Annotated in this window: 19 protein-coding genes, 1 tRNA gene and 1 other RNA gene; 5 read left to right on the top strand and 16 right to left on the bottom strand. The window is 65.9% G+C overall.

The annotated features are described in order from the left end of the window. Positions 1-20 precede the first annotated feature (20 nt). Complete coding sequence (locus K9B33_RS16095) at positions 21-731, top strand: L,D-transpeptidase family protein (RefSeq protein ID WP_411974030.1); 711 nt, start codon at positions 21-23, stop codon at positions 729-731. A gap of 9 nt (positions 732-740) precedes the next feature. Here the strand turns inward: K9B33_RS16095 and K9B33_RS16090 are convergent, their stop codons facing one another. Beyond that, positions 741-1,631 carry an EamA family transporter gene (locus K9B33_RS16090; protein ID WP_224550095.1) on the bottom strand — a complete coding sequence of 297 codons (891 nt, stop codon included), beginning with the start codon at positions 1,629-1,631 and terminating at the stop codon, positions 741-743. A 168-nt stretch (positions 1,632-1,799) separates the two neighbouring features. On the opposite strand from K9B33_RS16090, the gene K9B33_RS16085 reads away from it, so the two are divergent. The 3 genes from K9B33_RS16085 (at position 1,800) to K9B33_RS16075 (ending at position 4,917) form a co-directional block, all read left to right on the top strand. Then, on the top strand, positions 1,800-3,023 hold the full coding sequence (locus K9B33_RS16085) for an MFS transporter (RefSeq protein WP_411974029.1): 1,224 nt from the start codon (positions 1,800-1,802) through the stop codon (positions 3,021-3,023). 40 nt (positions 3,024-3,063) lie between these two features. Then, entirely contained in the window at positions 3,064-4,203 is a 1,140-nt protein-coding gene (locus K9B33_RS16080; RefSeq protein ID WP_263499612.1) for an aspartyl/asparaginyl beta-hydroxylase domain-containing protein, read from the top strand. Between the two features lie 99 nt (positions 4,204-4,302). Further along, positions 4,303-4,917: a YitT family protein gene (locus tag K9B33_RS16075; protein WP_066602978.1), complete on the top strand. Its 615-nt coding sequence runs from the start codon at positions 4,303-4,305 to the stop codon at positions 4,915-4,917. A 108-nt stretch (positions 4,918-5,025) separates the two neighbouring features. Here the strand turns inward: K9B33_RS16075 and K9B33_RS16070 are convergent, their stop codons facing one another. The 14 genes from K9B33_RS16070 to K9B33_RS16005 all read right to left on the bottom strand — a co-directional run bounded on the left by K9B33_RS16070 (position 5,026) and on the right by K9B33_RS16005 (position 16,401). Continuing rightward, a complete protein-coding gene (locus tag K9B33_RS16070; protein ID WP_224550092.1) occupies positions 5,026-5,559 on the bottom strand; it encodes a hypothetical protein in 534 nt (177 codons plus the stop codon). Further along, on the bottom strand, positions 5,546-5,941 hold the full coding sequence (gene hisI / locus K9B33_RS16065; protein WP_224550091.1) for a phosphoribosyl-AMP cyclohydrolase: 396 nt from the start codon (positions 5,939-5,941) through the stop codon (positions 5,546-5,548). Before hisI ends, K9B33_RS16070 begins: the two co-directional genes overlap by 14 nt. 120 nt (positions 5,942-6,061) lie before the next feature. Then, positions 6,062-6,138: transfer RNA gene (locus K9B33_RS16060), tRNA-His, on the bottom strand. Between the two features lie 189 nt (positions 6,139-6,327). Then, positions 6,328-6,828 (bottom strand): nucleotidyltransferase family protein, encoded by a 501-nt coding sequence (locus K9B33_RS16055; RefSeq protein WP_224550090.1) that lies wholly within the window; start codon positions 6,826-6,828, stop codon positions 6,328-6,330. Positions 6,829-6,838: 10 nt separating this feature from the next. Then, positions 6,839-7,411 (bottom strand): septal ring lytic transglycosylase RlpA family protein, encoded by a 573-nt coding sequence (locus tag K9B33_RS16050; protein WP_224550089.1) that lies wholly within the window; start codon positions 7,409-7,411, stop codon positions 6,839-6,841. 220 nt (positions 7,412-7,631) lie between these two features. Then, complete coding sequence (locus K9B33_RS16045; protein WP_024019962.1) at positions 7,632-7,904, bottom strand: HU family DNA-binding protein; 273 nt, start codon at positions 7,902-7,904, stop codon at positions 7,632-7,634. A 182-nt stretch (positions 7,905-8,086) separates the two neighbouring features. Beyond that, entirely contained in the window at positions 8,087-10,483 is a 2,397-nt protein-coding gene (lon, locus tag K9B33_RS16040; protein ID WP_224550088.1) for an endopeptidase La, read from the bottom strand. A 148-nt stretch (positions 10,484-10,631) separates the two neighbouring features. After that, the gene (locus K9B33_RS16035; RefSeq protein WP_224550087.1) at positions 10,632-10,955 is read right to left on the bottom strand and encodes a YbaB/EbfC family nucleoid-associated protein; all 324 of its coding nucleotides are present in this window, start codon (positions 10,953-10,955) and stop codon (positions 10,632-10,634) included. Beyond that, positions 10,952-12,589 (bottom strand): DNA polymerase III subunit gamma/tau, encoded by a 1,638-nt coding sequence (locus tag K9B33_RS16030; RefSeq protein WP_224550086.1) that lies wholly within the window; start codon positions 12,587-12,589, stop codon positions 10,952-10,954. Before K9B33_RS16030 ends, K9B33_RS16035 begins: the two co-directional genes overlap by 4 nt. A gap of 50 nt (positions 12,590-12,639) precedes the next feature. Further along, positions 12,640-12,737, bottom strand: an RNA gene (ffs, locus tag K9B33_RS16025) — signal recognition particle sRNA small type. Between the two features lie 127 nt (positions 12,738-12,864). Further along, on the bottom strand, positions 12,865-13,830 hold the full coding sequence (gene blaSGM / locus K9B33_RS16020) for an SGM family class A beta-lactamase (RefSeq protein ID WP_224550153.1): 966 nt from the start codon (positions 13,828-13,830) through the stop codon (positions 12,865-12,867). A 2-nt stretch (positions 13,831-13,832) separates the two neighbouring features. Further along, positions 13,833-14,168 carry a 2Fe-2S iron-sulfur cluster-binding protein gene (locus K9B33_RS16015; RefSeq protein ID WP_224550085.1) on the bottom strand — a complete coding sequence of 112 codons (336 nt, stop codon included), beginning with the start codon at positions 14,166-14,168 and terminating at the stop codon, positions 13,833-13,835. A gap of 20 nt (positions 14,169-14,188) precedes the next feature. After that, positions 14,189-15,277 carry a cysteine desulfurase family protein gene (locus tag K9B33_RS16010; protein ID WP_224550084.1) on the bottom strand — a complete coding sequence of 363 codons (1,089 nt, stop codon included), beginning with the start codon at positions 15,275-15,277 and terminating at the stop codon, positions 14,189-14,191. Next, a complete protein-coding gene (locus tag K9B33_RS16005) occupies positions 15,274-16,401 on the bottom strand; it encodes a cysteine desulfurase family protein (RefSeq protein ID WP_224550083.1) in 1,128 nt (375 codons plus the stop codon). The genes K9B33_RS16010 and K9B33_RS16005 overlap by 4 nt, the downstream gene beginning before the upstream one ends. A gap of 161 nt (positions 16,402-16,562) precedes the next feature. Between K9B33_RS16005 and K9B33_RS16000 the strand changes: the two genes are divergently transcribed. Beyond that, positions 16,563-17,219: an alpha/beta hydrolase gene (locus K9B33_RS16000; protein ID WP_155186460.1), complete on the top strand. Its 657-nt coding sequence runs from the start codon at positions 16,563-16,565 to the stop codon at positions 17,217-17,219. A gap of 125 nt (positions 17,220-17,344) precedes the next feature. Here K9B33_RS16000 and K9B33_RS15995 read toward each other — a convergent pair whose 3' ends face one another. Further along, positions 17,345-17,869 carry a hypothetical protein gene (locus K9B33_RS15995; protein WP_224550082.1) on the bottom strand — a complete coding sequence of 175 codons (525 nt, stop codon included), beginning with the start codon at positions 17,867-17,869 and terminating at the stop codon, positions 17,345-17,347. Positions 17,870-17,972: the final 103 nt, after the last annotated feature.

Genomic DNA, 17,972 nt, shown 5'->3' with positions numbered 1-17,972 from the left:
TGCTGGCCGGGCATGGAGGCATGAGGATAGAGATGGCGGGTTTCCTGAAACAGGTCGGGCCGAAGCTGGCGATCGGCGGGATAGTGGCGTTGACCGGCCTGGTTGTGTTCGCATCGATCGATCGGCCGGCGCTGGAAGGCCATGCGTCGTCCGAAACGGCGGCCGCGCCCGCCGCTACACCCTCCCCTCCCTCCGTCCCTGCCCCCGCCCCCGCCAAGCCGATCGAGCGGCGCAGCGACCAGGGCATGGCGGTCGATCCGGGCGCGTTGCGGGTCAAGCGCGTGCTCAAGATCGACGGGCCGTTCCGCCATGGCGACTATGCCTGGGACGAACAGGGCTCGCCGGCGACCGGCCCGGTCATCATCACCGTCGACCTGCGCGCCCAGACCCTGTCGGTGTTCCGCGCAGGCTATGAGATCGGCGCGGCAGTGATCCTATATGGCGCGACCGACAAACCCAGCCCCAAGGGCGCTTTCCCGATCATGGCGAAACAGGCCGACTATTTTTCGCGCACCTATGACAATGCGCCCATGCCCTTCGCGCAGCGGCTGACCAGCGACGGCGTCTTCATCCACGGCAGCGACGTGCAATGGGGGCGCGGCACCCATGGCTGCATCGGCGTGCCTGTCGCATTCGCCAAGAAGCTCTTTGGCGTCACAAAGGTTGGCGACATGGTGGTGATTACCGACGGCAAGATGCTGGACGTCAGCCAGGCCCAGGTAAGCGGGTAGGCCGTCCGCTTATTGCGGCGCATCCTCGATTGCGGGCTTGTGGCCCGCGGTCAGCGCGCTGCCGGCCGACGCGGCCATGATGCACGCGATCGCAATCCACTGAAGCGGCGTCAGCCGCTCGCCCAGCACGATAAAACCGGCCAGTGCGCCGACGGCCGGCGACGCGCTGACCAGCAGGCCGAAGACATGGGCGGGCAGGCGCCGCATCGCTTCCATCTCCAGCGAATAGGGCAAGGCGCTCGACAGGATAGCGATGACCAGCCCGACGAGCAGGATGCCGGGCGATAGCAGCGCCGCGCCTGCATGGGCGACGCCCAGCGGCAGGACCAGGATCGCCGCGGCCAGCATCCCCCAGGCGACGGCATCCCCGCCGACCGCGCCCGACACCCGCTTGCCCGCCACGATATAGAGTGCCCAGCACAGGCCGGCCGCGCAGGCGAAGGCGACGCCGACCGGATCGAGCGGGGCGTCGCTGTGCAGCGGCAGCAACAGCAGCAGGCCGGCCACCGCCGCCGCCAGCCAGCAGAAATCGCGCGGCCGCCGCGACCCGAACAGCACGACCGCCAGCGGCCCCGCCACCTCGATCGCGATGGCCACGCCCAGCGGTATGCGTTCGAACGCCAGATAGATGCACAGGTTCATCAGTCCCAGCGTCGCGCCATAGCCGGCCAGCCACCAGCCCGCGCCCGCGGGCACGCGCTGTCGCCATGGACGTCGGATCAGCCATAGCAGGGCTGCCGCCAGGCTGATGCGCAGCGCCGAGACGCCCGCCGCACCGAGGAGCGGAAATACCGTCTTGGCGAAGGCCGCGCCGAAATTGACCGAGATGAGCGACGCCAGCACCGCCCCCGCCCCCATCAGCGCCACCCTGCCCGTATCCTGTCCGCCGTTTCTGTCCATGCGCCAAGCCTATAGACGATCCGACGCCGCGCGCGAGCGCCTTGCGCGCGCTCGGCAACGATTGCACCGCGTGATGACGCAGGTGCAGAAAACTCATACGAATGCAGGGTTGACCAGCGCTGTCATCAAGCCCATCTGCGCGACTTCCGTATAATTTTGCATTGCAGCATGGAGCTTGCCATGGGCGCCCCTTTCCAGACCGCGCTTCCCCATAAGGCGCCCCCCGCGCTCGTCCTGTTCGCCTTGGCGGTCGGCGCGTTCGCGATCGGGACCACCGAATTTGCGGCCATGAGCCTGCTGCCTTTCTTCGCGCGGGATCTGGGCATCGACCTGCCGACCGCCGGCCATGCGATCAGCGCCTATGCCCTGGGCGTGGTGGCGGGCGCGCCGGTGATCGCCGCCCTGGGCGCGCGCCTGCCGCGGCGCACGCTGCTGATCGGCCTGATGGCGATGTTCGCGCTCGCCAACGGCTTGTCCGCCCTGTCGCCCAGCTATCATTGGATGCTGCTGTTCCGGTTCCTGAGCGGCGTGCCGCATGGCGCCTATTTCGGCGTCGCGGCGCTGGTGGCCGCCAATCTGGTGCCGATCGAACAGCGCACGCTGGCGATCGCCAAGGTCATGTCGGGCCTGACCGTGGCCACGGTGATCGGCGTGCCGGTCGCCAACTGGATGGGGCAGGCGCTGGGCTGGCGCTCCGGCTTCTTCGTCGTGGCGGCGCTGGCCGTGGCGACGATGACGCTGGTGGCGCTCTACGCCCCGCGCGACGCGGGCGACGCAAAGGCCAGCCCAATGCGCGAGTTGACGGCGCTGGGCAAGGGGCAGGTATGGCTGACCCTGCTGACCGGCGCGATCGGTTTCGGCGGCCTGTTCGCCGTCTATACCTATGTCGCCTCGACCATGATGGAAGTCACCCATGTGTCGGAAACCTATGTTCCGTTCATCCTGGCGATCTTCGGTATCGGCATGACGCTGGGCAATCTGGCGGTGGCCTGGCTGGCGGACAAGGCGCGCAACCGCACCGTCATCGGAGTGCTGCTATGGAGCGCCGCGTCGCTGGCGCTGTTCCCGCTGATGGCCGGCAATATCTGGACGCTCAGCCTGATCGTCTTCCTGATCGGCATTGGCGGGGGGCTGGGCACGCCGTTGCAGGCGCGGCTGATGGACGTGTCGGGCGACGCGCAGACACTGGCCGCCGCGCTGCACCACAGCGCCTTCAACGTCGCCAATGCGATCGGTCCCTGGCTGGGCGGTCTGTCGATCGCGGCAGGCTATGGTCTTGTTTCGACGGGCTGGATCGGCGCCGCGCTGGCGCTGGGCGGCCTCGCCGTCTTCCTGCTGGCGATCGTGCTGGAACGGCGCGGACCGGGCCTGATCCCCGCCGCCGCCGAATAAGCCGCTTTCGCGCCGCATCGCCGCCGGATATGGCAGTGGCATGAATGATCCGGCGAGAGAGACGAGACTGCAGGAGGCGGCGGTGGCCGCCCTGCGCCGCGGCGATGCCGATGGTGCATTGGCGACGCTGCGCGAGATGGGCGATCCGCCCGCGATGCTGCTGGCGCAGGCCTGCAACCGCAGCGGCGACCTGGATGGCGAAGCGGCGGCGCTGCGGCGCATCCTGGACAGCGACATGCGCAACCTGCCGGCGCTGCTCGCCATGGGGCAGAATGCGCTGCGGCGCGACGACGAGCGCGGATCGATAAGCTGGTTCCGCGCGGCGCTGGCGCAGGCGGCCGCGACCGGCGCGCCGCCGCAGCTCCAGCCGCTGTTGCAACAGGCGCAGGCCAGCGTCGCCCGGTCGAGCCAGCGGTTCGAGGATCATCTGACCGCCGCGATTGCCGACCTGCCGCCGCTGCCCCGGATCGCCCACGCCACCGACCTGCTGCTGGGCAAGCGCGACCTGTTTCTGCAACAGCCCAGCATGTTCTATTTCCCCGGCCTGCCCCAGCGCGCCTTCTACGAACGGGACGAGTTCGACTGGGTCGCGCCGATGGAGGCGATGACCGATGCGATCGTCGCGGAGCTGCACGCCGTGCGCGCGCAGGAGGCGGATTTCGCCCCCTATGTCCAGACCGCCGCCGATCGCCCTGCGCCCAACAATCCGCTGCGCGACGATCCCAGTTGGGGCGCGCTCTATTTCTGGCAGGGCGGCGCACCGGTCGCGGAAAATGCGCAGCGCTGCCCCGCGGTGATGGAGGCACTGGCGCTGGCGCCCATGCCGGTGATCGCAGGCCGATCGCCGATGGCATTATGGTCGCTGCTCAAGCCCGGCACCCATATCCAGCCGCATCATGGCCTGCTCAACACCCGGCTGATCTGCCACCTGCCGCTGCTGACGCCACCCGATTGCGCGCTGCGCGTCGGCGCGGAGACGCGCAACTGGCGCCGGGGCGAAATGCTGATCTTCGACGACAGCGTCGAGCATGAGGCGTGGAACCGCAGCGCGGAGACGCGCGTCGTGCTGCTGTTCGAGATGTGGCGGCCGGAGATCGGTGCGGAGGAGCGCGAGGCGCTGATCCGATTGTTCCAGGCGATCGACGCCTTCGGGCCGGCACAGGTCGATACCGGCGGTTGAACGGGACGCGCCGTCCCGCTATCAGCAGCGCATAAGCACATATGACGCCGAAAAATGGGCAAGAGGATGGCCGGGCATGATCCCAGGAACCTTGCCCACATGACCATCACCGCCCCTTCTCCCCGCCCCCACAGCCTGGCCGAGGACGGCTATGCCATCGCCATCGGCTGCGCCTTCATCGCGCTGGGGCTGATGATGCTGAAGGCCGCCAATCTGGTGACCGGCGGGATGGCGGGGATCGCGCTGCTGCTATCCTATCTGCTCCACTGGTCGCCCGCGCTCCTGTTCCTGCTCATCAACATTCCCTTCTTTCTCTTCGCGGGCCGGGCGATGGGGGTGGCGTTCGGGTTGAAGACGCTATTCGCCAATGTCGCGATCATGGGCGTGGGGCTGGCCATGCCGGCGGCGCTGCACATCGCGCGAATCAGCCCCTTCTTCGCCGCCCTGTTCGGCGGGTCGATCATCGGCTTCGGCATATTGGCGATCGCCCGCCATGGCGCGGGCGTGGGCGGCGTCGGGGTCGTCGCGCTGATCCTGCAACGGTCGCGCGGCTGGAATGCGGGGCGTACCCAGATGCTGTGCGACATCGCGATCCTGCTGGCGTCCTTGCCGATCCTGAGCGTCGAGCGGTTCGGCCTGTCGATCCTGTCCGCCGCCGCCATCAATGCGGTGCTGATCGTCAATCACCGGCCGGGGCGTTATATCGGCCACTAGAGCGGTTCGCGGTCCGATTGCATCGGACCAGCCGCTCCAGATTATTGGATTTACGCGATGTCCGAGTCATCAGATGATTCCATCGGATTAGAAATCGCTCCAAGGCCGCTAGCCCTCGCAGAGCGCCTTGCCGTCGCTGTCGCGGGCGCGCAGCGCGCTGGCGGCGTCGTTGGCGATGCGGGGGAAGCTGACTCCCTCCAGCGTGCCGCGTCCCTCGCACAGGTCCGCACAGGCCATGTCGACCACGCCCGGTAGCGCCACCTGGTCGCCATCATATTGGGCGACCACGATGCAGCGGTCGCCGCCCTTGAAGCTGAGGATCAGCTTGTCGCCCGCGCGGCGTGCCATACCCTGCCCGCGACAGCTCTGGTCCTCGCCGAAATTGGCCTGCAAGCCGAAGCGGAAGGCCGCATCCTTGGCCGGCATGACGCAGAGCAGATCGCGCCCGGCTTCATGGCTGCGCTGGTAGAGGCCGACGGGCGACGTCTTGCCCGTATCGGTGATCGCCCCGCTTTCGATAGCGGCCCGTTCCAGCCCGGACGCCGGCGCACCACCAGCATCCGATGCGGCGGCGTCGGCGGCCGTCGGCGCGCGCTGGCACGCCGCCAGCAGGAGAAGAAGCGCGAGGCTAGCCCGCGGCATCGATGGACGGATCAGCCGCAAGATCGACGGGCGTCAGGCCATCCGGCCCGACCCGGCGGAAAAAGCAGGACCGCGCGCCGGTGTGGCAGGTCGGGCCGGCCGGGACCGCTTTCACCCAGACCGCGTCCTGATCGCAATCGATGCGGATGTCGCGCACCTCCAGCATATGGCCGGACGTCTCGCCCTTCTTCCACAGCGCCTGGCGGCTGCGCGACCAGAAATGGGCGAGGCCGGTTTCGACCGTCAGCGCCAGCGCCTGCGCATTCATATGCGCGACCATCAGCACTTCACCGTCGGCCGCGTCGGTCACGACAGCGGTGATCAGGCCATGATCGTCATATTTGGGATTAAGGGTCAGCCCCTTGTCGCGCGCATCGGTCATGGGGGCGCTATAGAGCATCGCGCGGACAAGTGGGAACCGCTTTTGCGTATCCGATGATAGGAAAGGCATGACCGTCCCGGCGCGAGACGATCCCCTCGGATCAGGGGGAAAATCAGAAAATGGGGCGATCGACGGGATCCGAACCCGCGACCTCCGGTACCACAAACCGGCGCTCTAACCAACTGAGCTACGATCGCCACAGGGCCTTCCGGCCCGCGAGAGTTGGCCACATATGCGGCCCATTACCGGCCGTCAAGCAGACAAATGCACCCGATGCAGGATGATCGCGATTATGCCGTCATTGCAGGTGCGAATGACGGACTGCCGCGCTCCATGGCAGGATCGCCAGATCGGGCCAGCAAGCGGCCCAGCGCTGCGTCTTGGCTTCATATACCGACCTCGATCAGCGTCGCATTGGCCCGCACGACGGGCGCCAGAAAATCGTCCAGGCCGAAAGGCGCGGAGAGGGCGACGTCGCTGATGGCCACCGCGGACACGGTGGTCGGATAGGTCGTGGTCGCCTGCAACGCCGAACGGTAGGGTGGAATCGCGATGCCGAAGCGGTCGGGATACCAGAGGTGGACGCGCGCCTGATTCTTGACGTCGAAACGGACCGGCAGATCGGCGAACAATTGCGCCACATGCGCCGCGGCCGCGGCCTCGCCCGCTTCCGACAGGTCGGCGGCGTCATGATAGATGATGTCCGCGTCGGCGATGCCATGCAGCGGCGGCAGATGGAAACAGGCGTTCCACCATGCCTGCGCCAGAAGGCTGCCCGACAGCCAGGCGTCGGGCAGGCCCAGTTGCGACCAGCGCCGCAGAATAGCGTCGGCGACCGGATGGTTGGAGGCGATGCGGCGCACCGCCTTCTCCTGCGCCACGGTCATGGCGCCACAATCATGGTGACGGCACAGCCGCCTGCAATTGCGCCCGGAGATTGACGAGCGTCCGTTCCGGCACCTTTGGGCGATCCGACGCGGGCTTCCCCTTGCGCAGTCGTTCCCTGTCCTTTTCCGGCGGATCGACGAACCGCACGCGCACCGCGGCATGCCCCTGGGCGCGGATGCCCAGTTGCTCGGCCGCGCCGCGCGACAGGTCGATCACCCGCCCGCGCCCGGCGAAGGGGCCGCGATCGTTGACGCGGACCAGGATGGTCCGGCCGGTATCGAGCGCGGTCACCTCGACATAGCTGGGCAGCGGCAGGCTGGTGTGCGCGGCGGTGATCCATTTGGCGCGAAAGCGTTCGCCATTGGCGGTGCGATTGCCCGATTCCGAACCATACCAGCTCGCATAGCCCAGCATGTCATAGCCGGGGTCCGCCGCCGGGACATAGGTTGCGCCGCGCACCTTGTAGGGCGGGCCGATCCGGACCGGCGTATCGCGCACCGGACGATAGTCGCCGCCGGCGCAAGCGGAGAGCGTCGCGAACCCGCAAATGATCCAGATGTGCCTGCCCGCGCGTCCCGTCATGCCGCCTTCCTATCGCCGGCAGGCGGGCGGGTCGAGGCCGATCGGGCAAAAAGAAGGGGACGAAAAGGCATGGCGCCTCTTCATCCCCTTCGCCTTTCGGCATCTGCGTCGCGGAAGATCAACTTCCTGTCGCCGCATCACTCTCCTGAAAAACTTTCCGGCCGCGATGCCGGTAGGTCGTCAAACGGTGGGCGCCCGCCAATGGCAGGCGCCCCATCCGTCAGTTGACCGAATCCTTCAGGCCCTTGCCGGCCTTGAACTTCGGCTGCGCCGAAGCCTTGATGGTCATGGTTTCGCCGGTGCGCGGGTTACGGCCGGTCGAAGCCTTGCGCTGCGAAACCGAGAAGGTGCCGAAGCCGACGAGGCGCACTTCGTCGCCCTTCTTCAGAGCGCCGGTGATGGCGTCGAACACGCCTTCTACAGCCTTCGTCGCGTCATTCTTGCTGAGGCCGCTGCTTTCAGCGACTGCGCTGATCAAATCCTGCTTGTTCATGCCTTGGGAACCCCCTTGTGCTGTTGGTTGATTTAGGAATCGCGGCGTAGGCGGCGCAATAAGGCGCGGATTTCTGCGCCTGTCAAAGGGAAAGCGACAAAGTCCTTCGCTGCGATCGAAATTTGCGCCCGCCTGCGCGAAATATGCCGAAACCGACGGCAAACCGCCGGTTTCGGTTTGGCTTAATGCCGAAGCGCGGGATCGCTGTCGCGGCCGGGCGCATTGCTCGGCTGGGCGGCGAGGTCGTCCTCTTCGGTCCAGGCGATCGCTTCGGGAACCGACGCCAGCGCACGCGCCAGCACCTCGTCCACATGGCTGACCGGCACGATTTCCAGACCGTCGCGAATGTTGGCCGGAATTTCCGCCAGGTCTTTCTCGTTTTCCTGCGGGATCAGCACCGTCTTGATGCCGCCGCGCAGCGCGGCCAGCAGCTTCTCCTTGAGGCCGCCGATCGGCAGCACCCGCCCGCGCAACGTGACCTCGCCGGTCATCGCCACGTCCTTGTGGACGGGGATGCCGGTCAGCGTGGACACGATGCAGGTCACCATGCCGATGCCCGCAGACGGACCATCTTTGGGCACTGCGCCTTCGGGCAGATGGATATGGATGTCCTTGCGGTTGAAGACGCTGGGCTTGATGCCATAGCCGGGCGAGCGCGCCCGGACATAGGAAAAAGCCGCCTGGATCGATTCGTTCATGACCTCGCCGAGCTTGCCGGTGGTCTTGATCATGCCCTTGCCGGGTACGGTCACCGCCTCGATCGTCAGCAGCTCGCCGCCAACCTCGGTCCAGGCCAGGCCCGTCACCGCGCCGATCTGATCCTCTTCCTCGCCCACGCCGTGGCGGAATTTCCGCACACCGGCATAATCGGCCAGATTGTCGGGCGTGATGACGACCTTGTCATAGGCGCCTTCCAGGATCTTGCGCAGCGCCTTGCGGGCGAGGCGCGCAATCTCGCGCTCCAGCGTGCGGACGCCGGCCTCGCGGGTATAATAGCGGATGAGGTCGCGGACGGCATCCTCCGTCACCACGAACTCGTCGCCCTTGAGGCCATGGGCGTCGATCTGCTTGGCGACCAGATGGCGCTGGGCGATCTCGACTTTCTCGTCCTCGGTATAGCCTTCCAGCCGGATGATCTCCATGCGGTCGAGCAGAGGCTGCGGCAAATTCAGCGAGTTGGCGGTCGTCACGAACATGATGTCCGAAAGATCGACGTCGATCTCCAGATAATGATCCTGGAACTTGCTATTCTGTTCCGGGTCCAGCACCTCCAGCAGCGCCGACGCCGGATCGCCCCGGAAATCCTGACCCAGCTTGTCGATCTCATCCAGCAGGAAGAGCGGGTTCATCGTCCCCGCCTTTTTGAGGTTGGTGACGATCTTGCCCGGCAGCGAGCCGATATAGGTGCGGCGGTGGCCGCGAATTTCAGCCTCGTCGCGCACGCCGCCCAGCGACTGGCGCACGAACTCTCGGCCCGTGGCTTTCGCGATGCTGCGGCCAAGCGAGGTCTTGCCGACGCCCGGCGGGCCGACGAGGCACAGGATCGGCCCTTTCAGCTTGTTGGTGCGCGCCTGCACGGCCAGATATTCGATGATCCGGTCCTTGACCTTCTCCAGCGCGAAATGATCCTCATCGAGGATATCCTGCGCTTTCTTGAGGTCATTCTTGACCTTGCCCTTCTTGCCCCAGGGCAGGCCGAGCAGCACGTCGAGATAATTGCGCACGACGGTCGCTTCGGCCGACATGGGCTGCATGCCCTTGAGCTTCTTCAGTTCCGCCGTGGCCTTCGACCGTGCTTCCTTGGACAGCTTGGTCTTGGCGATCTTCTCGGTCAGTTCGGCGAGTTCATCGCCTTCCTCACCCTCGCCATTGCCCAGTTCGCGCTGGATCGCCTTGAGCTGCTCGTTGAGATAATATTCGCGCTGGGTCTTTTCCATCTGGCGCTTCACGCGACCGCGGATCTTCTTTTCGACCTGCAACACGCCCAATTCGCCTTCCATGAAGGCGAAGACCATTTCGAGGCGCTTGACCGGATCGGCCTCGACCAGCAGCGACTGCTTGTCGGACACCTTGACGTTGATGTTAGCCGACACGGCGTCGGCCAGACGACCGGCATCCTCGATCTCGCGCAACTGGACCGGGGTTTCGGCCGGCAGCTTCTTGTTGAGCTTGGCGTAATTTTCAAACTGCTCGGCGACCGAGCGCATCAGCGCGGAGGCTTCGGGGCCTTCCGCCACAATCTCTTCCACGTCATCGACATTGGCGACGAGATAGGTGTCGCGCGCCTCCATCGTTTCGAGCTGGGCGCGATGCTTGCCCTCCACCAGCACGCGGACGGTGCCGTCGGGCAGCTTGAGCAGTTGCAGCACAATCGCGACGACGCCGGTGTCGTAGAGCGAATCCCGGCCCGGATCATCCTCCGCCGGGTCGAGCTGGGACACGAGGAAGATTTCCTTCGAGCCTTCCATCGCCGCTTCGAGCGCAGCGACGCTCTTGTCGCGACCGACGAACAGCGGGACGATCATCTGCGGGAAGACGACGATGTCGCGCAGCGGCAGAAGGGGATATTGCACAGTCATTCAGTCTCCGGGGCCGAAAGAAGCGGCCCTCTCCTACGGTTCATCGCCTTTATGGGGATGCCCGTCGCAGCAATCAATTGCGAGCTGTCATAATGACGAAACGATGAACGTCAGGTGATCGATCCATCGCCGCCCAGCCAAGCCGTCATCAAAAGGGCAGTTTGAAGCCGGGGGGCAGCGGCAGGCCCGCGGTCATCTTGCCCATTTCGGCATTGCTGATCTCGTCCGCCTTCTTGCGCGCATCGTTGAACGCAGCGGTGATAAGGTCTTCCAATATCGGCTTTTCCGACGGCGCGAGCAGCGTGTCGTCGATCGATACGCCCAGGATGCGCCCCTTGGCCGAGGCCCGCACCTTGACCAGCCCGCCGCCGGCCGCGCCCTCGACCTCCAGCTTGTCGAGATTGTCCTGCGCACGCTGCAATTCTTCCTGAACACGGCTCGCCATGCCCAGTATTTCGTTCAAGTCCTTCATTGTCCTGCACTCCATTGTTCGGGCCGGTCGGTTTCGACCAACTCCGCTTCGGGGAAGGCGGCGATCGCCGCCTTGACCACCGGGGTTTCCAATATATCGGCGCGCGCAGCGGCCTTCACCGCCTGCTCCTGCTCCAGCAGCGTCTGCTCGCCGCCGCTCTCCGCCAGCGTCACGACCCATCGCGTTCCGGATGTCGCGGCGTTCAGCGCCTGCTCCAGGTCGCGCTTGAAGTCGCCATGCGTCCACGCATGGGTCAGGCGAATGGCGATATCGGGCGGGCTGAGCGAGACGAGCGCGGCGCAATCATTGAGGTGATTGGCCAGCAACGGCTTTTGCCGGTCGATCAGCGCGACGATTTCCTGCATCGTAGCGGGCAGCCGCGCGGCGGGCGCGGAGGACGGCGCGGCAGGCGTTCCACCGGAAGCAGGCGCAACCATGGCGGGCGCCCCCTCCCGCAGCATCCGCGCCAGTTCGCCCGGATCGGGCATGGTCGCGGCGTGCATGACGCGCAGCAGCGCCATTTCGCAGCTTTCGATCGGCAGGACGGCGCTGGCCACCTCGTCATGCCCCTTGAGCAGCAATTGCCACAGGCGATGGAGCGGCGCGAAGCCCAGTTGCGCGGCCCAGTCGGCCAGTGCTTCCCGCTCTTCGGCCGACTGGCCGGGGCTGGCGATGTCGCGACCGGCCTTCGCAAGGGTCACGGCATGGACCAGTTCCATCAGGCCGCGCATCAGCGCAAGCGGCTCGACGCCCAGCGCATATTGGTCGCGCACCGCGCCCAGCAACGCGCCCGTATCGCCTTCCAGCAGCAGCCCCAGCAAGCGGCGCACCGATCCACGATCGGACAGGCCCAGCATGTCGCGCACCTGGGCGGCGGTGACGATCGGCGCGTCGCCGTCTGCGCCATCCGGCCCCATTTCCGCATGGGCGATCGCCTGGTCGAGGATCGACAGGCCGTCGCGCGCCGACCCTTCGGCCGCCTGCGCGATCAGCGCCAGCGCATCGGGTTCCGCCGCAACGCTTTCGGCTTCCACCACATGGGTGAAATGGGCGGCGAGCAGTTCCGCAGGGATGCGGCGCAGGTCGAAGCGCTGGCAGCGCGACAGCACCGTCACCGGCACCTTGTTCACCTCGGTCGTGGCAAACAGGAATTTCACATGGGCGGGCGGCTCCTCCAGCGTCTTCAACAGCGCGTTGAAGGCGTTTTTGGAGAGCATATGGACTTCGTCGATGATGTAGATCTTATAGCGCGCCGACACGGCGGCATAGCGCACCGCCTCGATAATCTCGCGCACATCGTCCACGCCGGTGTGGCTGGCGGCGTCCATTTCGACCACGTCGATATGCCGACCCTCGGCAATGGCGGCGCAGGGTTCGCAGACGCCGCACGGGTCGATGGTCGGCCCGCCCTGCCCGTCCGGGCCGATACAGTTGAGCGCCTTGGCGATCAGCCGCGCGGTGGAGGTCTTCCCTACCCCGCGCACGCCGGTCATCAGGAAGGCGTGGGCCAGCCGGCCGCGCCTGATCGCATTGCCCAGCGTCTGGACCATCGCATCCTGCCCGATCAGTTCACGGAAACTGCGCGGTCGATATTTGCGCGCCAGGACGCGATAGGGCTGCGGGGAATCGGACATAGTCATCGTCTAGCCGTTCGGGTGGCTATTGTCGAAGCTGGATGAAGGTGGAGGGTGGGAGCCGGAACGACCCGTGACGAAATCACTGTGGCTGCTTCCGTCAGGACCTGACCAGGTTCGCGACGATCACGTCCGCCCGACTCCCGGCGCGGCATATGGCGAAAGGGGACCGGGATGGCAAGGGCACAATCCCGTCTCCGTTCGTTTCGAGCGAAGTCGAGAAATCTTTCCTGCGCGCTTCTCGACTTCGCTCGAAGCGAACGGATGATTTTTGGCTACTCCAGCCCGCTCTTCTGCGCCTTGCCCACGAAATCGAGCGCGGCGCGCGCGGTTTCGGCGATCGCGGCCTCGGCCTTCTTCGCGTCCACCGTTGGCCGGTCGAGATAGATGGCCAGGACATATTCGTCGCCATTGGGCGCCTTCACCAGCGCCACGTCATTATAAGCGGTGCCGCATGTCCCGGTCTTGCTGCCCGATGTCCATCCCGCGGGCAGGCCCGCCTTGATCCGCTTGTCGCCGGTGCTGCTGGCGTTGAACCAGGTGCGCAGCTTGTCGACGCTCGTCGGCTGCATGTCGCGGAAGAAGAGCCGACCCATCAGCCCGGCCATGGCGGCCGGCGTGGTGGTGTCGCGCGGATCACCCTCCGTATTTTCATTGAGTGTCGGTTCGGTGCGGTCGAGCCGGGTCACGGCGTCGCCATGGGCGCGCATGAAGGCGGTCAGCCCCTCCGGCCCGCCCAGCATCGGCAGCAGCAGGTTGGCGGCGCTGTTGTCGCTCACCTCGACCGCGGCCTGGGCCAGTTCACCCATGCTCATGCGGCCGCGCTTCTTGTTCTTCTTCACCACCGGGGCGTAATCGAGGATATCGTCGCCGCTAAAGGGTATCTCTCCCTCCAGCCCGAACTTGCCGCCTTCCGCGCCGATCAGCATGGCGGCGGCCAACGGCGCCTTGAAGGTCGAGCACATGGCGAACCGCTCGTCGCGGTTGAAGCCCAGCAGCAGCGCGCCACTCCGATCAACCAGCGCGACACCGAGGCGGCCGCCGGTCTCCTTCTCGATCTCCGCCGGGTTGCGCACCGAGGCGAGCGCCGATTGCGGCACCAGATAGCGCGGCGCAGCCGGCAGCAGCGAATCGAGCCGGCCGGTGGGTTCGGGCGGCCTGGCCGGCGCCTTCTTCCTGTCGGCGGCGATCGACGGCGCCGCCAGCAGGGCCAGCGTCGCCAGAGCGGTCAGAATCTTCACGGTCACATGCCCTGCATATTGTTGAATTCACCGGGAATACGGACGGTCAGCCGGTCCATCTTGTCGTCCAGGATGATCTGGCAGGACAGGCGGCTGGTCCGGGTGGCGGCGGCGGCAAGGTCGAGCATATCCTCTTCATCCTCGCTGGCGCGCGGCAGGCGCGCAAAATCTTCGGCATCGACGACGACATGGCAGGTGGAACAGGCCATCTGCCCTTCGCATGTGCCCTCCAGCGGCTGGCCGGCGGCCTGGGCGATATCGAGCAGCACCGATCCCGCGGGCGCGTCAACCTCCTGTCGTCTCTCGCCGTCGGCGCTGATGAAGGTGACCCTGGTCATGCTAATGCGTGCGCTCCCTTTTACGGCGCCGCTTGTGCGGCTGCCGCTTCCTGCAATGCCTCTGCCGCCCTCTCCAACTCTTCCCGGCGCGTGTAGCGGCCAAAGCCGATCCGCACCGATCCACGCGCCTGTGCATCTGTCAGCCCGAGCGCGCGCAGGACATGGCTAGGCCGCCCGGACCCGCTTGCGCAAGCGCTACCGAGCGAAAAAGCAACATTGCGGCAATCCGACAACAGCCGCGCGCCGTCGATTCCGTCGCGCCGCAGGTTGAGATTGCCCGGATAGCGCGCCGTTTGCGAGCCGTTCAACGTCCAGTCCGCAAAGAGCTTGGCGGCCAGCGCGGCGAGGCTTTCGACATGGGCGCGGTCGCTGTCCGCCCGGTCGCGCATCAGCCGCGCCGCGACGCCGAATCCCGCGCACAGGGCGGGCGACAATGTGCCGGAACGCAGCCCGCCCTCCTGCCCGCCGCCATGGATCAGCGGCGCTGGCCGGACACCGTCGCGCAGCCAGAGCGCGCCCACGCCCTTGGGGCCATGGATCTTGTGCGCGCTGATCGCGACCATGTCGCAGATGGACGGAATGGGGACGCGGCCATAGCCCTGCACCGCATCGCACAGGAACAGCGCACCCGCGCGGTGCGCGAGGTCGGCGAGCGCCGCGACCGGCTGGATCACGCCGATCTCATTATTCACCAGCATCGCGACGACGAGTGCGACAGCTGGACCGATGGCGCGGGCAGCGGCTTCCAGATCGACGACACCGTCCGGTCCGACCGGCAGCACGGTCACATCCCGCCCGGTCCGGGCCATCGCTTCGGCTGTGTCCAGCACCGCGGCATGTTCGGTCGCGATGGTCACGATGCCGCCCGGCGGCGCGCCCTGGATCGCGATGTTGAGCGCCTCGGTCGCGCCGGAGGTGAACAGCAACGTGCCGCCGGGGGGGAGCAATCGGACAATCTCGTCCCGCGCCACCTCCACCTGCGCGGCGGCGAAGCGGCCCAGGCGATGCGCGCTGTGCGGGTTGGCGAACTGGTCGCGCAACAACGGCACCATCGCATCGAAGGCTTCGGGCGCGAGCGGTGTCGTCGCCTGATAATCGAGATAGATCATTGGCTTGCTCGCCCAAAAGCCTTGGCCGCCATGCTTTTCCAAATGGCGAGGAACCTGTCCATGTCGCTGTCGCATGTTTGCGGGCCGAAGCTGACGCGCACGACCTCAGCCGCGGCGTCCTCGTCCCAGCCCATCGCGCCCAGCACATGGCTGGTCTTGAGCGAGCCGGAGGAACAGGCGCTGCCAGCGGACACGGAAATGCCCGCCAGGTCGAACTGGATCAGCTGCGCGCGGGCCGACAGGCCGGGCATCCGGTAGCTGGCAATGACGGGCAGGCGCGGCGCATCGCGCGCCACGATGATGCCGCCCGCCGCCTCTATCCCTGCGTCCAGCCGCGCGCGCAGGGCGGTCGCGCGGGGCAGCCAGTCCTCCCGCGCCTCCAGCGCCGCCACCATGGCCAGGATCGCGGGCAGATTTTCGGTGCCGGCGCGATAGCCCTGCTCCTGCCCGCCGCTCGGCTCGATCAGCGCCAGGTCGCGGATCAACAGCGCGCCGATGCCGGGCGGACCGCCGAATTTGTGCGCGCTGATCGCGATCATGTCCGCGTCCGGCAGGGGCAGCTTGCCCGCGCTCTGGGCGCAATCGGCGAACAGGATCGCGCCGTCGCGGTCGATCCGGTCGAGCGGCTGGATCACGCCGGTTTCGTTATTGACGTGCTGGATGGCAAGGAGTGTCCCTACCTCTGCTTGATCGTCATCCCCGCGAAGGCGGGGATCCATCTCCTGCGCGGCGTTCGAGGACAGGGCCGGAGATAGATTCCCGCCTTCGCGGGAAGAAAGGGCAAGACCATCTGACGCGACCGCCAGCCGCGCTGCGCCCTTCGTCACGCGCAGCACCGCGTCATGCTCGACCGGCGATGTGACGATGCGCCCGCCCTTCGCGCGCAGCAGGCCGATCGCGATCGCCTCGCTCGCGCCGGAGGTGAAGATCACATGCCCGCTCCAGCCCAGCGCCGCCGCGATGCGCCGCCGGGCATCCTCCAACCGGGCGCGGGCGGCGCGGCCGTCGGCATGGGGGCTGGACGGGTTGGCCCAGTTCGCCATTGCCTCCATCATCGCGTCGCGCGCGGCGGGCAGCATCGGCGTGGTAGCGGCATGATCGAGATAAAGGCGGTCGGCGGCCAAGCGGCGTTACTCATTGATTGCGGAAATGGCGGCGGCTTCTATATAGGCGGTCTGCCGCGCAGCGCCAGCAATAGCATTTGCCCATGCGACCGTCTGTGCGATCCGCATCCATTCGCCGCCAGCCCATGCGGGCAGGACGGCCCAGAACGATAACAGGTGCCATGCCCGACGTCATTTTCCCCGGACCCGAAGGTCGCCTCGAAGGCCGCTTCAGCCCCCCGCCCCGCCCGCGTGCGCCGGTCGCCATGATCCTGCACCCGCATCCGCAGGGCGGCGGCACGATGAACGACCGCATCACCCAGGCGCTCTACAAGACCTTCGTGAAGCGCGGCTTCGCCGTGCTGCGCTTCAACTTCCGCGGCGTCGGCCGCAGCCAGGGCACGTTCGACAATGGCATCGGCGAGCTGAGCGACGCCGCGGCGGCGCTCGACTGGGTGCAGAGCTTCCACCCCGAAGCCCAGACCACCTGGATCGCGGGCTTCTCCTTCGGCGCCTGGATCGGCATGCAATTGCTGATGCGCCGCCCGGAAATCCGCGGCTTCATCTCGGTCGCGCCGCCCGCCAACATGTACGACTTCTCCTTCCTCGCGCCCTGCCCCTCGTCGGGCATCATCGTGCAGGGCACGTCGGACGAAGTGGTGACCGCGAGCGCGGTGCAGAAGCTGGTCGACAAGCTGCGCACGCAAAAGGGCATCACCATCCATCATGACGAAATTCGCGGCGCGAACCATTTCTTCGAGCATGAGCTGGACCAGTTGATGAAGTCGGTCGACAATTATCTCGACATGCGCCTGTCCCCGGATTCGCCGATCCGCTGAGCGATCGGGAAGTCGACGAACGAGAAAGGCCGCCCGCGAGGCGGCCTTTTTTTTTGTGTCATGTGAGGCTGGGAGGGTGGATTTGAGACCGTCAGCTTTACGGCCAAATCTACTCAAAGCGGACCTCATTTCGAGAAAGATGGCTGTTTCCACATGCCGGGATCGGCCGATATATATGCGGGACGCACTCGCTTAATTAACCGGTCTATTTCGACGTTGTATGGCCTTCGTGCATTTCCGTATCCATTGAACGATTGCTCTGCTCGATACATTTCATGGCTACCAGTGAGGAGTATTCTTATTTTTTCTCCTTCTTTCTGAAGCGCAATATCGCAAGAGCTGAGAAAGATGACGAACACGAAGTCGCCTTTCTCATGTGGTCCCTTCCATGAGTTTAAGACCCTCAATACTGCCATTGGTGTGAGGCCATCTTTCCACGCGGAGCCAAGGACCATTGGCGAAAGTACTTCAGCGTCGATTACCGAATCACTTTGGGAAAATGCGATTTCGGCGGCATGTTTGATTTTCGCAGGGGATGTTTCGATATGAGGGAAGGAGCATGCGTACGCTGGCAAGCTGGCGAGAAATAAGACGGGCAAAAGTGACGAAAAAGACAAAGCCGATCGAAGGGGAATGGTATTAAGTTTCATCTGCGAATGATGTGGCAAGATACAGGTTGCAGCAAGACCCGATAACGCATGTCAGCTTTAGCGAAGCCCGCAGAAGCCCTTTGGTGGCAATTTTTGGTCGCTT

This window comes from Sphingobium sp. 3R8 (assembly GCF_020166615.1).
GTDB classification, from domain to species: Bacteria; Pseudomonadota; Alphaproteobacteria; order Sphingomonadales; family Sphingomonadaceae; genus Sphingobium; species Sphingobium bisphenolicum.
This window is presented reverse-complemented; position numbering and strand designations above follow the sequence as displayed.

Coding starts and splice junctions, on each gene's coding strand:
- K9B33_RS16095 (WP_411974030.1), top strand. CDS start 21: ATGAGGATAGAGATGGCGGGTTTCCTGAAACAGGTCGGGCCGAAGCTG.
- K9B33_RS16090 (WP_224550095.1), bottom strand. CDS start 1,631: ATGGACAGAAACGGCGGACAGGATACGGGCAGGGTGGCGCTGATGGGG.
- K9B33_RS16085 (WP_411974029.1), top strand. CDS start 1,800: ATGGAGCTTGCCATGGGCGCCCCTTTCCAGACCGCGCTTCCCCATAAG.
- K9B33_RS16080 (WP_263499612.1), top strand. CDS start 3,064: ATGAATGATCCGGCGAGAGAGACGAGACTGCAGGAGGCGGCGGTGGCC.
- K9B33_RS16075 (WP_066602978.1), top strand. CDS start 4,303: ATGACCATCACCGCCCCTTCTCCCCGCCCCCACAGCCTGGCCGAGGAC.
- K9B33_RS16070 (WP_224550092.1), bottom strand. CDS start 5,559: ATGCCGCGGGCTAGCCTCGCGCTTCTTCTCCTGCTGGCGGCGTGCCAG.
- hisI (WP_224550091.1), bottom strand. CDS start 5,941: ATGACCGATGCGCGCGACAAGGGGCTGACCCTTAATCCCAAATATGAC.
- K9B33_RS16055 (WP_224550090.1), bottom strand. CDS start 6,828: ATGACCGTGGCGCAGGAGAAGGCGGTGCGCCGCATCGCCTCCAACCAT.
- K9B33_RS16050 (WP_224550089.1), bottom strand. CDS start 7,411: ATGACGGGACGCGCGGGCAGGCACATCTGGATCATTTGCGGGTTCGCG.
- K9B33_RS16045 (WP_024019962.1), bottom strand. CDS start 7,904: ATGAACAAGCAGGATTTGATCAGCGCAGTCGCTGAAAGCAGCGGCCTC.
- lon (WP_224550088.1), bottom strand. CDS start 10,483: ATGACTGTGCAATATCCCCTTCTGCCGCTGCGCGACATCGTCGTCTTC.
- K9B33_RS16035 (WP_224550087.1), bottom strand. CDS start 10,955: ATGAAGGACTTGAACGAAATACTGGGCATGGCGAGCCGTGTTCAGGAA.
- K9B33_RS16030 (WP_224550086.1), bottom strand. CDS start 12,589: ATGTCCGATTCCCCGCAGCCCTATCGCGTCCTGGCGCGCAAATATCGA.
- K9B33_RS16015 (WP_224550085.1), bottom strand. CDS start 14,168: ATGACCAGGGTCACCTTCATCAGCGCCGACGGCGAGAGACGACAGGAG.
- K9B33_RS16010 (WP_224550084.1), bottom strand. CDS start 15,277: ATGATCTATCTCGATTATCAGGCGACGACACCGCTCGCGCCCGAAGCC.
- K9B33_RS16000 (WP_155186460.1), top strand. CDS start 16,563: ATGCCCGACGTCATTTTCCCCGGACCCGAAGGTCGCCTCGAAGGCCGC.
- K9B33_RS15995 (WP_224550082.1), bottom strand. CDS start 17,869: ATGAAACTTAATACCATTCCCCTTCGATCGGCTTTGTCTTTTTCGTCA.